Source organism: Polynucleobacter sp. AP-Nickl1-40-C4, from assembly GCF_035012665.1.
Lineage (GTDB): Bacteria > Pseudomonadota > Gammaproteobacteria > Burkholderiales > Burkholderiaceae > Polynucleobacter.
In genome coordinates, this window is sequence record NZ_JAYGQR010000001.1 from 287,087 (window position 1) to 301,364 (window position 14,278).

Below are 14,278 nucleotides of genomic sequence, written 5' to 3' on the forward strand. Positions count from 1 at the left end.
CGGCGTATTTGCCTAATGAGCTTACAGAATAGGGTGTTTTTTTATATCTGAGAAGAATATATATTTCATTTGCTTATATCTATTTAAATATAAGTAGAAAGAGCAAATTAAAGCCTGCATTGGCAATGAGAAGCCATAAACAGAGCCTCTTTAAGGCATTGTCTGAAACAGCATGAACCCCCAAAACCCACTGAGCCAGCCTTAGACCAAGCCAATATGCTGGAATAGCGAATACAAGATAGGTAATCCAGCCTAATCCACCACCCATGAAGCTTGCAGCAACGATCGCAAATATAGAGATCCCAGAAACGAAATGGGATAACAAAGACCGCGTTCTATCGAATGCTTGATTGGTTGAGTTGAGATACAAAGCTGCTGGAGGCCCACCAATTCCACAGGCTCCCAACAACAAGCCTGACAAGCCGCCTGCCAGTCCGTCCAAAGCATTAGAGCTAGTTACTCGTACATGGGGCTTAAATAATAAGTAAGCAGCAAAAAACAAAACAACCAAACTTGTCGCTGTCTTCAGCGTTACCAATGGAATAAATCTTCCCAACCAAATACCTATGGGTAAAGACGCTGCAGAAAAAACCAACATCAGCCAAAGTCGAGGGCGATCTGTTTGATGGAGCTTCCATTGCCGGGAAAGTAATACGCCTCCAAACACTTCAGAGCACATCACAATTGGAATCAAAAAGGGGATTGGGAACACCCACATTAGAAGAGGCGTCATGATGAGCGCCCCTCCAAAACCACTTAACCTTCTGATGAATCCGCCAAAAACTGCTGCGACTAGCAATAAGCCGATCGAGGGCAAGCTTTCAAGAATCAAACGGCCTCACTGACATCATGTTCGCCAGCAATGAGGTCACGAATCTGACGACGGATTTCTAAATAAGCAGGAGTATCTTCAACCATTCTTCGCGGCTCAGGGACGCGAATAATCTCCTTCACTCTGCCAGGACGACGCGTCATCACAACAATGACATCGGAAAGATTGATGGCTTCCTCAATGCTATGGGTTACCAATACGACTGTTTTGCTTTCTTCATTCAGAATTCGAATCATTTCAGCCTGCATCATCGCGCGATTTTGCGCATCTAAGGCTGCAAAAGGCTCATCCATTAAGAGCACCGTCGGATCCACAACTAGCGCTCTTGCAATCGATACGCGTTGACGCATACCGCCAGAAAGTTGATGTGGGTAATGGTTGATAAATTGACTTAAGCCAACTAGCGCAGCAAAGCGAGTAACGATTTGTTTAATTTCTGCAGCATTAATGCCTTTAATTTTTAAACCGAAAGCAATATTGTCAAATACAGTCAACCAAGGAAAGAGTGCGTAATCCTGAAATACCATGGAGCGATCTGCGCCAGGACCCTTGACTACCTTACCAGCACACTCGATATGGCCAGCCGTTGGAACCTCAAAGCCAGCAATCAAATTGAGCAAAGTAGTCTTGCCGCAGCCGCTGTGCCCTAAGATTGAGCAAAACTCATTCTTGCGAACCTCTAATGAAATATCGTCAATAGCCAATACCTCTTGGCCCTTGGCGTGCATTGACGGATAAATTTTTCGTACGTGTTCTACTTTAAGTGCTGGCATTAGATTATCTATTTACATGTTTAATGATTAACAATACTGCTTACGCATTCAGCGCTCTCGACCAAGGCATGAGTTTCTGCGCGGTATATCGAATCAGCCTATCCAAACATAAACCAATAACTCCGATAGCTAACATGCCAACCAAAATATAATCTGTGCGCAAAACAGTACGGGCGTCGTTAATAAGGAAGCCAAGACCAGAATTAGCACCAACCAATTCAGCTGCCACTAAAGCCATCCAACCCACTCCCAGACCAATGCGAATGCCAGTCACTATCTGAGGCAGTGCAGCGCGCAAAATAACGCGAGTAATCACACTCCAAGAACTCGCACCTAGGCAACGCGCAGCTCGAATGAGATTCGGCTCTACATTTTTTACTGCATCGATTGTATTAATTAGGATTGGGAAGAAGATTCCCAAGAAAATAATGAATTGGTTTTGAGTGTTACCAACTCCAAACCACAAAATACTTAATGGAATCCAAGCAATTGGCGGAATAGGTCGCAAGATTTCTACGATGGGATCTACCTGCTCATTTACCCACTTAAAACATCCCATCAATATCCCCAAAGGGATAGCGACAGAGGCATAACAAAATGCTACAAACTCTCTAGACAAACTATCGAACAAATGTTTCCAGATTTCTCCAGATTTCATTAATTCAAATCCGCCTTGCGCCACCCCCGAAGGAGGAGGCAACAAGGTGGCTTCTGTTTTATCCAGAATAAACCGACTGGCATATTCCCAGGCAGCAAGCAATAGAACCAATAAAGCTAGGCGACGAAATTGCTTCAAAAAATGAATTATTGGCATAGCGCTTTATTTTTTATAAACCTTGCCGTCAAAAGACCAATCTCTTGTGAGATCGCCCTTTTCTGGGAAAGCCTGAGGTTTTGTAGTATTCAATGGATTCATATAAGTTGGGTAAGGCGTTTTATCCATTGGTGCAGACCAGTTAGCCGGCAAGAATGGTGGTCTTGTAATAGTTGCCCAACCTAATTTTTCAAAAGTCTTATCCATAAATCGGGTATCCACAGCACGGGCGAAATCAATACCCGTTAGCTTATTCTGAATGCGCTTGTTTTCATAAAGCCAGGTATAAATCGGCTCATTTGCACGACCCCAGAACACTGGAATTGGGTAAATGTAATTGGGCTTGTACAAGAGGTTGTAGGCAGAAATTTGCTGACGTAAGATTTCTTTTGAGTAATTCTTGAGATTCGGATCTTCTTGCATAACATCTACAGCGGCATCCGGATTCTTTCTAATCCAAAGCGTTGCTTCAGCAATGGCATCGGTAAAGGCCTGAACCACGTCGGGCGCATTATCAATCACCTCTTGGCGCACATAGAAAGTTCCCTCATAAATATTGTAGGGATAGCTATCGCTAATAATTCTGGCGTTCTTGCGCTCCTTCGACATGATGGTTGGGGTTGGATCCCAAGGTACTACCGCATCAATTCCTTTAGGCATCGCCATTTGCTCACCCGGAGGCATATTCTTTAGGATGATGTCTTTTCCAATCTCAATACCATTAGCCTTGGCTGCGGCTTGAATATAAAACTCAGCCGAAGAGCCAGTCACGATACCAATAGTTGCTGGGGGATTCGAGCCCTTAAAGTCCTTAAAGGATTTAATTTTGGAATCCAATGGTACCAAAACTGCATGCATCAAATTCGTGTTGATCACTGCAATGGTTTTAACAGGAATATTTTTATCAATTAATGAAGTGAACGGGAAATTGCCGCCGTTGCCAAACTGGAAACGACCAGAGATGATGACCTCGTTAATAGCCGGCCCAGAAGGGAACGCCTGCAATTTCGATTCAATACCCCGCTTGGCCAATAGACCTTTTTTATCCATTACTAAGTTAATCGTATTTTGACCTGACCATGGTGGCTGAAATGCAATCTGCAATGGCCACCAACCCTTTTCTTTGAGCCAGGCTACAGACTTGGCGGATACCTTCTCATCAGCACCCTCCGGCCATCCATAGTCATTGAATTTGGTGGCGTTCTGAGCCATCGATAACATTGGAGCGCCCGATAACATGGCGACAGCAAGTACTGAAAAGATACGGCGTGACGCGCTAAATTGTTTCATTACGATCTCCTTAAGAATGAAATTTCTTGTACCGAATACAACAAGCAAAGGTCAAAAAACTAACTGCTGAAGCTTAACTCTATACCGCCCAACTTGGTTCTAATTTTTCTATATTCTTTTTTCATAACTAAATACTTCACCAACTCAGTAAAGGGCTGCAAGGTAGGTCCCTGCTGCAAAGCTTCTTGGGCACCATCTCTTAATCCTGTAGCAAGGTTTTCGGGATAGAAAGCATGAAGGCTCAACTGCTCCTTGCTAATGGAGCGACCCCATTTTTTTCTTAACCCAGGCAATGCCGGCTCAATCAGCTCTCCAGGCCTGCGAGAGGCGTCGTAATCTACATTGGCACGACTCATCACTTCAGCACTTGGGGTGCCAGCTAATCTTCCGTAGTGACCTTTGAGGTACAACTTAACCTCATCAGGAATCGTTTTGTAACGCTCACCCTGCATCACATTCAGAACGGCCTGGGTCACAATGTATTGAGCAAATGGGCTAACCAAGATGGGGTAACCCAAATCTTCACGAACTCTGGCTGTCTCCTCAAGAATCTCAGCCTCTCTATGAGAAATTCCCATTGTGGCTAACTGAGCGCGCAAGTTTGAGATCATCCCGCCAGGAATTTGATGCTCATATAAGGCCGGGTCATAACTCGCCTTCTCTCCGCGAGAAAAGTTATCCCGAGCACAAATCCAATCAAAATATTCATCCACTTTTTGCAAAGCAGAATGATTCATCTTTGGTGCACGCCCTAACTTCTGAGCGCTGGCATAAACATCTAAGACTGATGGCAAGGAGGCGCCATTCGCCAAACAGTCAGTTGCGACATAACCATAAGCAAAACCAGCCTTGATAGCCTCTTCGTAGACCAATGGCGCCAAACCAGATTGGCAGTGAGAATGTAATTTAATCGGGATACCAGCAGCCGCGGCTACTACCGCAGGGAAAAGTGTTGCGGCCCGCTCAGGAGTGAGTAAGCCAGTTGGGTCTTTCACCGAAATAAAATCTACGCCTAGTTTTACCAACTCACGTGTGCGAACAGTAAAGTAAGCATCATCATGCACAGGACTTAAGGCATAAGTCAGCATTGCATTAATCAACATGCCGTATTTTTTACCCGCCTTAACAGACGATTCAATATTGCGGTTATCGTTCAGCGCATCGTAAACAGTAAGAACCTTCACGCCAGACTGAGCCAATAACTCCACATTCAACTCAACCACGTCATCTGGGAATAACTCAAACGTATAAATACTTTGGCCACGCGTTAATGCATCTGTGGGCGTGCTGAGTTGCTTACTCAAAAACTCCATACGCTTCCATGGGTCTTCGCGCAGGAATCGCACCATGACATCGAATACAGCCCCACCCAATATATTGATATAGCCATAGCCAGCCTGGTCTATATCAGCCAAGGCTGGATACATATGGGGAGTCGTCATACGCGTTGACCAAAGGCACTGATGCGCATCGCGCAGAGTGACATCGATCATTTCGAATGGCTTTTTCTTGGTCATCACGTAAGCTCAATCACCATTAGAGGCTGTCCAACCTCAATCGTTGCACCATCCTCCACCAAGATCCTAGAGACTTTGCCAGTGCATTCTGCGGGGATTGTGTTGAGCAATTTCATTACCTCAACAATGCATAGGTCCGTACTAGGCGTAACGCTATCACCTACTTCAACAAATGGCGGAGAGCTTGGGCTTGGCCTACGATAAAAAGTACCGATCATCGGACTCACAATCATGCGCTCTGTAGATGAAATAGTCAGCGCTGCATTAGGCGCTGGGGTAACAATCTGTGTTGGGGCAGAAACAGTAGCCTGGGAAGCAACATAAGTAGCTTGAGGAGCAGCACTTGGCACTCCAACCGAAATCTCAATCTCAAATTCTTCAGTCTTATAACCGAAGGTCGTAAATGTTCCTGCGTCCTTAATGAGGGCAACAATTTCCTTCACCTGCTTCATTGTGAATTCAGGAGGCACCTTCACCTTGGTCACAGCTTTTTTTGCTGGAACTTTTTTAGAAGTCTTTGGGCTTGCTTTCGCTTTAGGGGCGACTTTCTTTTTTGTTTGCACTGTCTCGTATTTTTAGTTAATATTTTCTCTAATGAAATTTAAAGTATCATCAGGTGAAATGCTTTAAGGGTAAACACTTAAAAATGCAAATATCTTCAAAAAATCCTTAATAAATGCCACAAAAGCTCTTCCGCATCACTCCTCCAACTGAAATATTGGAAGAATCCGCCAAATCCAGCATGGCGGAAAAGGTGCTGCTTATCCTGGAGACAATTGCGCAATCAGAATTCCCCCTGACGCTTGAGACCATATCGACGGGTACCGGCTTAGCCAAACCTACGGCATTTAGATTACTAAACACATTGGTCACGCAAGGATTTATTGAGCGCGACCCCAATGGGAGACGTTTTCAACCCAGCGCAAAACTCAGAATCCTGGGGATCAATATTCTCTCGGTGGACTCTATCCGATCACAACGCGTAGCAGTAATGAAACGTCTTGTAGAGGAAATTGGCGAAACTTGTAACTTCAACATTCTCGATGGCAACAAAGTAATGTATCTAGATCGCGTCGAAACAAGTGCCCCTATTCGGCTACACGTAGACCTAGGCATGCGCGTTCCGCTCCACTGCACCGCTAGCGGGAAATTATTTCTCTCTGGCATGACGGAATTGCAGGTTCAACGCTCACTAGGAAATGAGCCTTTTGAAATTTACACATCCAAAACAATCACTACTTACGATACATTGTTTTCTGAGCTAGAACATATTCGTCAAAATGGCTATGCCCTCGATGAATCGGCCTTCCTAGAGGGATTTATTGGTATTGCCGTACCAGTAGTTAACTCTAAACAGAAAACATATGCAACGATTACCGCTCATGGTCCAGCGCCTCGCATGCAAGAAAAATCCATTGATTTTTATATCAAGCCTTTAAAACGCGCTGCGCAAGATATTCAAAGCAGCCTATCCGAAACCAGCAATTAATTTCTTGGAATTTATATGAGTACACCAGTAATCATCACAGTAGCAATGACCGGAGCGATTCCTAGAAAAAAGGATTGTCCAGGTTTGCCGGTAACTACCAGCGAGCAGATTGAAGAAACCCATAAGGCTTTTGAAGCAGGCGCATCTCTTGCACATATCCATGTGCGCAACTCAGACGAAACTCCAAGCTCTGATCCCGATTTATACGCAATCGTACAAGCAGGCATACAGAAACATTGCCCAGGAATGATTGTTCAATTTTCTACCGGTGGTCGTGGTCGCGATCAAGCAGCGCGAGGCGGCATGCTATTTCATCGGCCTGATATGGCCTCACTGGCAACCGGATCAGTCAACTTCCCCACCGGAATCTATGAGAATCCGCCAGAATTTGTAGATGGACTTGCAAGTGAGATGCTTAAATATGACATCAAACCAGAAATTGAGATATTCGATCTAGCGATGCTCTATAACGCGGCAAACCTCATTGAAAGGGGCTTATTAAAGGCGCCAGCTCATGTGCAGTTTGTCATGGGCATTCCTAACGCGATGCCAGCAAGACGTTCGATACTGGAATTTCTTATTTCAGAATTAAAAGCCGTTATGCCTGATGCTACTTGGACTGCAGCAGGTATTGCGCGCCACCAATTAACTGTCAACGAATGGACACTTGAATTAGGTGGCCACGTTAGAACTGGACTCGAAGACAATACGCGCTTTGATAAAACCCGTGCGGCAAAAGATAATGCAGAGCTTGTGGCGCGCTTAGCTGAAATAGCGCCTAGATATAACCGAACAGTAGCAACACCAGCACAAGCTCGTGAAATTTTAGGATTACGAAAGCACTAATCAACATGTCAAACACATCGTTCGATTACATTGTTGTCGGCGGCGGCTCATCCGGCTGCGTTTTAGCCAACCGCCTCTCGGAGGATCCCAAGAATTCCGTTTGCCTTATTGAGGCGGGGCCTAAGGACCGCTCCCCTTGGATCCATCTACCAATTGGATACGCGAAGACAATGTGGGATCCAAAACTGAATTGGAAATTTCAGACCGAACCTGATCCTGGTGTCAACAATCGGCAAATTTATTGGCCTAGAGGAAAGACATTGGGTGGCTCTAGCTCAATCAACGGCTTAATTTTTATTCGTGGCCAGAAAGAAGATTACGACACTTGGCGTGATCTCGGTAACCCAGGCTGGGGCTGGGATGATGTACTCCCCTATTTTAAAAAGGCTGAAGGCAATGATCGCCTAGACGAGCCATTGCATTCTAAAACTGGGCCATTAAAAGCTTCGTCCATTCCAAAGAAGCATCCATTGGTTGAGGCATTCAAAAAGACGGCAAATGCTCTAGGAGTGCCCGAGACAGATGACTTCAACAACTTAACGCAAGAAGGTGTTGGCTACTATCAACTAACTACTCACAAAGGTTTTCGCTGCAGCACTGCAGTTGCTTACTTAAAACCCGCTAAGAAACGCAGCAATTTACAGATCCTGACAGACAGCCAGGCTTGCAAAGTTATTTTTGAAAATAAAAAAGCTGTTGGGGTTGAGATCATTCGCAACGGCGTTAAGAGTATCGTCCATGCAAATAAAGAAGTTATTCTTAGCGCCGGCGCCATCCTCAGCCCACAACTCCTGCAGCTATCCGGAGTGGGCCCAGCCAAACTACTACAAGAATTTAATATTCCTGTTGTACAAGATTTGCCAGGGGTCGGAGAAAACTTACAAGACCATCTGCAACACCGCCTCATTTATGAACTAAACCAACCCATCTCCACCAACGACCAACTCTCCTCTTGGTTTGGGCAATTAAAAATGGGCTTGGATTGGCTGCTTTTCCGTGGTGGTCCACTGTCTATTGGCATCAATCAAGGCGGCCTCTTTACACGGGTCATGAAAGACTCCAAAACGCCCGATATCCAGTTTCACTTAGCAACGCTTTCTGCTGAAATGGCTGGTGGCAAGGTTCACCCTTTTTCTGGATTCACTATGTCGGTATGTCAATTGCGACCGGAATCTCGAGGTCATGTCCGCATTCAATCTTCAGACCCACTCGTACCTCCAAAAATGTTTGCGAACTATATGTCTACGCCCTACGATCGCGATATCAGCATAGCTGCAGTTAAGTACGCCAGAAAAATTGCGCAGACCGAACCGCTACGATCTCTTGTGGTTAGAGAAGTAAAGCCTAACAATCCACAATCGGATGAAGAAATCCTAGAGTTTTGCCGCAATAACGGCGCAACTATTTTCCACCCCACCGGCACATGCCAGATGGGGCCAGACAGTGATCCAATGGCAGTACTTGATTCCTCTTTAAGAGTGAGGGGCGTAGAAGCCCTAAGAGTGGTGGATTGCTCTGCCATGCCAACACTTCCCTCAGGCAATACCAATTGGCCTGCAGTGATGCTTGCTGAAAGAGCATCAGACCTCATTCTAGGAAAGATTTAATCTCACTAATGCATTACTTTATCTTTTCCATGATCGGGGTAATGACAGGCTTGTTAATGGCCCTATTTGGTATCGGCGGTGGCGCATTTATTGTTCCAGCATTAGACGCCGCCTTTTTAGCAGTGCCCAATTCTGCTCATCCACCTTTTCAACTGATAGTCATTGGTAGCTTATGCACCATTGTTATAGGATCCCTACCCCGCGCTATTAAAGTTCTAATTGGCGATAAAAATGAACGCGGTATTGCAAGACTATTAATACTCAGCGCTCTACCATTCATATTACTGGCAAGCCTAGCAGCGACTCAATTGGCTGATCAAGCACTGCGCCTAGGATTTTCTGGGACGATTGTTTTAATTGGGCTATGGACTCTCTTTGGTAAAAATCCATCTAGCAAATCAGCTACTACTCTCGTCAAACCTAGTACTTATAAACTCGTTACCGTAGGGGCAATTTCTGGAATTTCCTCAGCCTTATTTGGTCTCGGCGGAGCAACTCTCTTGATGCCACTCTTAACCATGTGGGTTGGATTGCCGATTGCGATTTGCGTTGATATTTCGATTCTATTTGTATCAGCCACCTCCATCGTCAGCTTAACTACCCTAAGCTCAGCATGGGTAGGAATTCACGGGGCAGATAGCATAGATAGTACGATGTTAATTTTGATACTCATTCTAGGGGTAAGTGCTGCGCTGGCACAAACACTAGCAGCGGGAAAATTAGTCAGAATGAGAGATGGCCTCAGGCAACGCTTATTGGGTTGCTACCTTGTCAGCCTAGGGGTGTGGGTAATTGCACGCTCGTTAAGTTAAATCACAAACTAAGCAGCTTTAGGAATCACATCCATTAGCTTTAAGCGCTGGACTTTTCCAGATGGGCCACGTGGAAGATCCTCCATAAAGAGAATAAACTTCGGCGTTCTAAATTTGCCCAACTCCTTTAAGCAGAATGCACGCATCTCATCCTCGGAGCAGCTTGCTCCTGGCTTGAGAACAATGCAAACCATAATCTCTTGTCCATAGTTGCTATCCGGAATACCAACTGCTGCTGCATCCAATACAGCGGGATGCCTAAGGACGGCCTCATCAATTTCTCGAGGGGCAATATTTTCCCCGCCTTTAATAATGAGCTCTTTCAGGCGACCCGTGATGAAATAAAAACCATCATCATCCCGCATTCCCAGATCACCTGTTTTTAACCACCCTTCACTATCAAAGGCTTTTGCAGTTTCAGTCTCTGCCTTGTAATAAGCATTGAGAACGTTGCCGCCACGCAGACAAATTTCACCAACAGTATTATTGCCAAGAGGATTGCCCGCTGGATCAACCACTTTAGCCTCAACCCCGCATGGCTGGCCTGGACTTCCATAACGCCTGCTTTCATCATGGGGGTTACAAAAGACCATTGAAGCAGACTCTGTCATGCCCATACCCTCTATCAGCGTAATTCCAAATAGATTCTCGAATTCGCGATGATGCTCAGGTGGTAGCGGTGCAGAAGCGGAGCGTCCAAACCGAATTAACTTTAATTCTTCGCGGCTCGGCAATGCCCCACCACTTTTAGCGGCGTTAATTAAGTATGCAATGATGGTAGGCACCATATTGATCCAGGTGCAGTGATACTGAATCGCCAAGTTCCACCAACTTGAAACAGAAAATGCATGCGGAGCCACAACAGATCCACCAGAAACAAAAGGTGTAATGGTAGAAATAACTTGGCCATTAATGTGATAAATGGGCAAAGAACTCAAAACAACATCTGCTTGTGTTAATGAGTGCCATGCCGCCATGGATCGTGCAGCATGTAATAAATTTGCATGGGTCAGTAAAACGCCCTTGGGCGTACCCGTTGTACCTGAGGTATACATTAAGAGCGCTGGTCGTGAAGACTCCACTAGAGGTAGATCTCCCAAGGCGCATTGCATGAAGGGGCCCTCGGCTGCATCTGGATCCAGCTCGACTAATAAGAACTTTCGCTTGGTTTTTTCAATTGCCAAAAACAAACTTTGCTTCTTGTCTGGCGAATAGAATAAAACTTCAATATCACTGTGATCCAAGACCCAAGCCAACTGATCGGTTGGGGCCAAGAGATTCAATGGAGTAATCACGCGACCACAAGACATGGTTGCCAAAAAGACTGTGCTAGTCTGACGTCCGTTTTGCATAAATAAACCGACGTGACCCTGCGCACTAATGCCCTGCTGATCTAACCAAGTAGAAAAATGACGGGCTTCTTGAGCCAATTGGCCATAAGTTAGCGCAGCCCCAATCTCGGGAGCAAATAGAAATGGCTTGACAGGCTGAATCGCCTCCCAGTGCAATAGCACCTCACCCAAACTCTTACAAGAAACCGTCATATTCTGATTAGGCCTGAGGAAAACGGGTGAAATAGTCTTTCAACAAATCTTCCACCTTAGGTACATGCTCAGGGATTGGCCTGACAACCCGCGTGATATTCATATAGTGACGATAGTTCATATTTTCAGAGAAATTGTTTTTTCCCCAAGTTCCGCAACCCATAGATAAAGAGAATGGCAAGCTATTTTCAAAGCTGCCACCTGTTGCAATTGCATGGGCCTGATTCACAATAATTCGCGCCACTGGCAACTGCTGCGCTAATGCTGCAGCCCTGGACTCTAAAATGTCGCCGCTTCTTGCGGTATGTAATCCAACGGAATGTCCAGCGCCTTGGTATGCGTATACATCGGCAATTAATTTCTTAGCCGCATCAAAGTCAGTCGCTTTCCACACCGTTAGAACTGGGCTTAGCTTCTCACCAGAAAAAGGAACTGATGGACCAAACCCTTGCTCTTCAACCATAAAAAACTTGGCTGATTTTGCTTTAGGGTTTTGCAATTGGGCACGCTCTGTAATGACTGCAGGATTTTGAGCGGTCAGGGTAGAGGTAAGTTTGCCATCATGAAACATGACATTTTCGAGACGTTTTTTATCGTCAGCATCCAACATCAAGCCGCCTACCGCTTCCAAAGCATCAATGGCTTTGTCATAGACCTGAGAGCAAATCACTGCACCATTCTCGCTTGAACAGCTGGTTGCATTATCGAATGTTTTAGACTGCAAAATTTTATTAGCTGCACCCGCAAAATCTGCGTGCTCGTCAATGATCACCAATACATTGCCTGCGCCAACACCAAATGCGGGTGTGCCACATGTGTATGCAGAGCGAATATTAGCTTGCGAGCCTGTTGCCACAACTAAATCCGCTAAACGCATTAACTCGTTTGTGGAATCCTTAGTAATTGGAAACGGCAGCATTTGTACTAAGTCTCTAGGCGCATTGACTTGGTCTAGCTGCTGATGAACAAACTCTAGTAAACGAGCGCAAGTAGAGTATCCCTTGGGTGATGGCGCCACTACTACCGCGTTGCGGCACTTGATGGCATTGAGAATCTTATTAATCGGAGTAGCACCCGGATTGGTTGATGGCGTTATTGCTGCCACTACCCCGACTGGACGGGCATACTCCGTAAGGCCTGTTTTCGTATCTTCAGAAATTACCCCAACTGTTTTGGCATAACTTAAGTCGCGGACCAAGCCCAAGGTTTTTCTAAAGTTCTTTTTAAACTTGTCAGCCACATCTCCGAGGCCCGTATCTCTGACCGCTAGCTCAGCCAACTCTTGATTACGCTTTGGCTCCAAAATAGACCAAGCCACAGCTTCAACCACCAAATTGACTTGCGCTTGAGTGTACTGTTCATATATTTTTTGAGCCGCACGTCCGCGCTCAACAATAGCTTCTACTGGCGTCATATTTACTTTTTTTTAAAAATTAGTGATAAGGATCTTAGGAGTCAGCCAATTTATTGGTTGGATCAATAAATAAAGTGGCAACAACACCGATAGCCAATAATCCAGCTGATACAAAGAATGGAACTTGGTAGCTTCCCGTAGTCTCGATCAGGTAACCAAATACCACTGGGGAGATCATACCCGCTACGCCAAATCCAGTATTCATCATACCGCCAGCAGTGCCTGCATAACTACCTGCGATATCAATCGGCAAGCTCCACAAAACCGCATTAGTTAGTTCCAGGAAAAAGAATGATGCTGAAAGTAATGCCACAGCAGCAATCGGATCTTCAACCGAAACCACAGGCAGAATAAAGGCCAAAGAGCCACCCATACCAATGATGAGCATCAATCTTCTAGCCAATTTGAGGTTACCAGTTCGTTTGAGAATCTGGTCTGACACTACTCCACCCAAAGTATCCCCGATCACTCCAGCTAGCAAAGGCAATGAAGTGAAAAGCGCTAACTGTTTCAAGTCGAATCCACGCGCATCCTTCAAGTAAGAAGGCAGCCAAGTCAAAAATACCCACAATGACCAGCCGTAACAAAAATCTACAAACGTCACAAGCCACATCTTCCGAATCATTTCGGCCCAAGGTGTTTTTTTAGTTACCGATGGACTAAAGCGCATCTTACGTGTGTCAAGCGAAATTTCTCTCAGCTCTTGTTCGGTCACTCCCTTATGGAGAAGAGGGGTATCTCGGAAATACCAAACATACAATGCTGTCCAGACCAAGCTAATCACGCCGAGGATAATGAAAGACTCTCTCCAGCCATATAACATCGATATCCCAAGGACGATTGGTGGAGTTACGGCGCCCCCAAGTCGTGCAAAGCTATGGGTAATACCTTGTGCAAACCCACGCTCGGTTGCAGGCAACCAAAAAGTAAATGCTCGAGTTGCAGTTGGGAAGGCACCTCCTTCGCCAATGCCAAGAACGAAGCGGAAAACGAGAAGTGATGTGACGCCCCAAGCAAAGCCACAAAGGATGGTGGCGATGGCCCAAATAATACTGAGGATTGTCAGAACAATGCGAGGACCAAATCGGTCTGCACACCAGCCACCAATGATCTGCATTGCAGCGTAAGGGTATGCAAAGGCTGAAAAGACAATACCGAGTTGCGTAGCAGTTAGACCAAATTCTTGCTTAATCATCGGCCCCGCTACTGAAATATTGACGCGGTCAATATAGGTAATGAAGTACATCAAACAAATCACACCCAAAATTAGGTGGCGAGTCTTAAAAATACCCTTCATGACGTCTCCTATCAACAGTAAATCTGTGTACCATAGATCTTAT

At 45.4% G+C, this 14,278-nt stretch carries 13 protein-coding genes; 4 read left to right on the top strand and 9 right to left on the bottom strand.

Going from position 1 to position 14,278, the window contains the following annotated elements:
• Nucleotides 1-79: 79 nt before the first annotated feature.
• From VC182_RS01340 to accB, 6 genes are read right to left on the bottom strand one after another with little or no spacing between them, the layout of a single operon-like run.
• Entirely contained in the window at nucleotides 80-832 is a 753-nt protein-coding gene (locus tag VC182_RS01340; RefSeq protein ID WP_216157389.1) for a sulfite exporter TauE/SafE family protein, read from the bottom strand.
• On the bottom strand, nucleotides 829-1,605 hold the full coding sequence (locus VC182_RS01345) for an ABC transporter ATP-binding protein (protein ID WP_215291633.1): 777 nt from the start codon (nucleotides 1,603-1,605) through the stop codon (nucleotides 829-831). The genes VC182_RS01340 and VC182_RS01345 overlap by 4 nt, the downstream gene beginning before the upstream one ends.
• A 40-nt stretch (nucleotides 1,606-1,645) precedes the next feature.
• Entirely contained in the window at nucleotides 1,646-2,419 is a 774-nt protein-coding gene (locus VC182_RS01350) for an ABC transporter permease (RefSeq protein ID WP_323484251.1), read from the bottom strand.
• A 6-nt stretch (nucleotides 2,420-2,425) separates the two neighbouring features.
• The gene (locus VC182_RS01355; protein WP_112313825.1) at nucleotides 2,426-3,709 is read right to left on the bottom strand and encodes an ABC transporter substrate-binding protein; all 1,284 of its coding nucleotides are present in this window, start codon (nucleotides 3,707-3,709) and stop codon (nucleotides 2,426-2,428) included.
• A 59-nt stretch (nucleotides 3,710-3,768) separates the two neighbouring features.
• On the bottom strand, nucleotides 3,769-5,226 hold the full coding sequence (locus tag VC182_RS01360; protein ID WP_323484252.1) for a pyruvate carboxylase subunit B: 1,458 nt from the start codon (nucleotides 5,224-5,226) through the stop codon (nucleotides 3,769-3,771).
• Nucleotides 5,226-5,789 carry an acetyl-CoA carboxylase biotin carboxyl carrier protein gene (accB, locus tag VC182_RS01365; RefSeq protein ID WP_323484253.1) on the bottom strand — a complete coding sequence of 188 codons (564 nt, stop codon included), beginning with the start codon at nucleotides 5,787-5,789 and terminating at the stop codon, nucleotides 5,226-5,228. The genes VC182_RS01360 and accB overlap by 1 nt, the downstream gene beginning before the upstream one ends.
• Before the next feature lie 113 nt (nucleotides 5,790-5,902).
• On the opposite strand from accB, the gene VC182_RS01370 reads away from it, so the two are divergent.
• Genes VC182_RS01370 through VC182_RS01385 form a run of 4 tightly spaced genes read left to right on the top strand, consistent with a single transcriptional unit; the run spans nucleotide 5,903 to nucleotide 9,980 of the window.
• Nucleotides 5,903-6,715 carry an IclR family transcriptional regulator gene (locus VC182_RS01370; protein ID WP_323484254.1) on the top strand — a complete coding sequence of 271 codons (813 nt, stop codon included), beginning with the start codon at nucleotides 5,903-5,905 and terminating at the stop codon, nucleotides 6,713-6,715.
• Nucleotides 6,716-6,730: 15 nt separating this feature from the next.
• Nucleotides 6,731-7,561, top strand: a complete 831-nt coding sequence (locus VC182_RS01375; RefSeq protein WP_323484255.1) for a 3-keto-5-aminohexanoate cleavage protein — start codon at nucleotides 6,731-6,733, stop codon at nucleotides 7,559-7,561.
• Between the two features lie 5 nt (nucleotides 7,562-7,566).
• A complete protein-coding gene (locus tag VC182_RS01380) occupies nucleotides 7,567-9,168 on the top strand; it encodes a GMC family oxidoreductase (RefSeq protein WP_112313820.1) in 1,602 nt (533 codons plus the stop codon).
• Between the two features lie 41 nt (nucleotides 9,169-9,209).
• A complete protein-coding gene (locus VC182_RS01385) occupies nucleotides 9,210-9,980 on the top strand; it encodes a sulfite exporter TauE/SafE family protein (RefSeq protein ID WP_323484256.1) in 771 nt (256 codons plus the stop codon).
• An 8-nt stretch (nucleotides 9,981-9,988) separates the two neighbouring features.
• Here the strand turns inward: VC182_RS01385 and VC182_RS01390 are convergent, their stop codons facing one another.
• Genes VC182_RS01390 through VC182_RS01400 form a run of 3 tightly spaced genes read right to left on the bottom strand, consistent with a single transcriptional unit; the run spans nucleotide 9,989 to nucleotide 14,235 of the window.
• Complete coding sequence (locus VC182_RS01390) at nucleotides 9,989-11,524, bottom strand: AMP-binding protein (RefSeq protein ID WP_323484257.1); 1,536 nt, start codon at nucleotides 11,522-11,524, stop codon at nucleotides 9,989-9,991.
• 7 nt (nucleotides 11,525-11,531) lie between these two features.
• Complete coding sequence (gene sauS / locus VC182_RS01395; protein ID WP_112313817.1) at nucleotides 11,532-12,938, bottom strand: acylating sulfoacetaldehyde dehydrogenase; 1,407 nt, start codon at nucleotides 12,936-12,938, stop codon at nucleotides 11,532-11,534.
• A 34-nt stretch (nucleotides 12,939-12,972) separates the two neighbouring features.
• Nucleotides 12,973-14,235, bottom strand: coding sequence for an MFS transporter (locus VC182_RS01400; RefSeq protein WP_215313404.1), 1,263 nt, complete (start codon nucleotides 14,233-14,235; stop codon nucleotides 12,973-12,975).
• Nucleotides 14,236-14,278 lie beyond the last annotated feature (43 nt).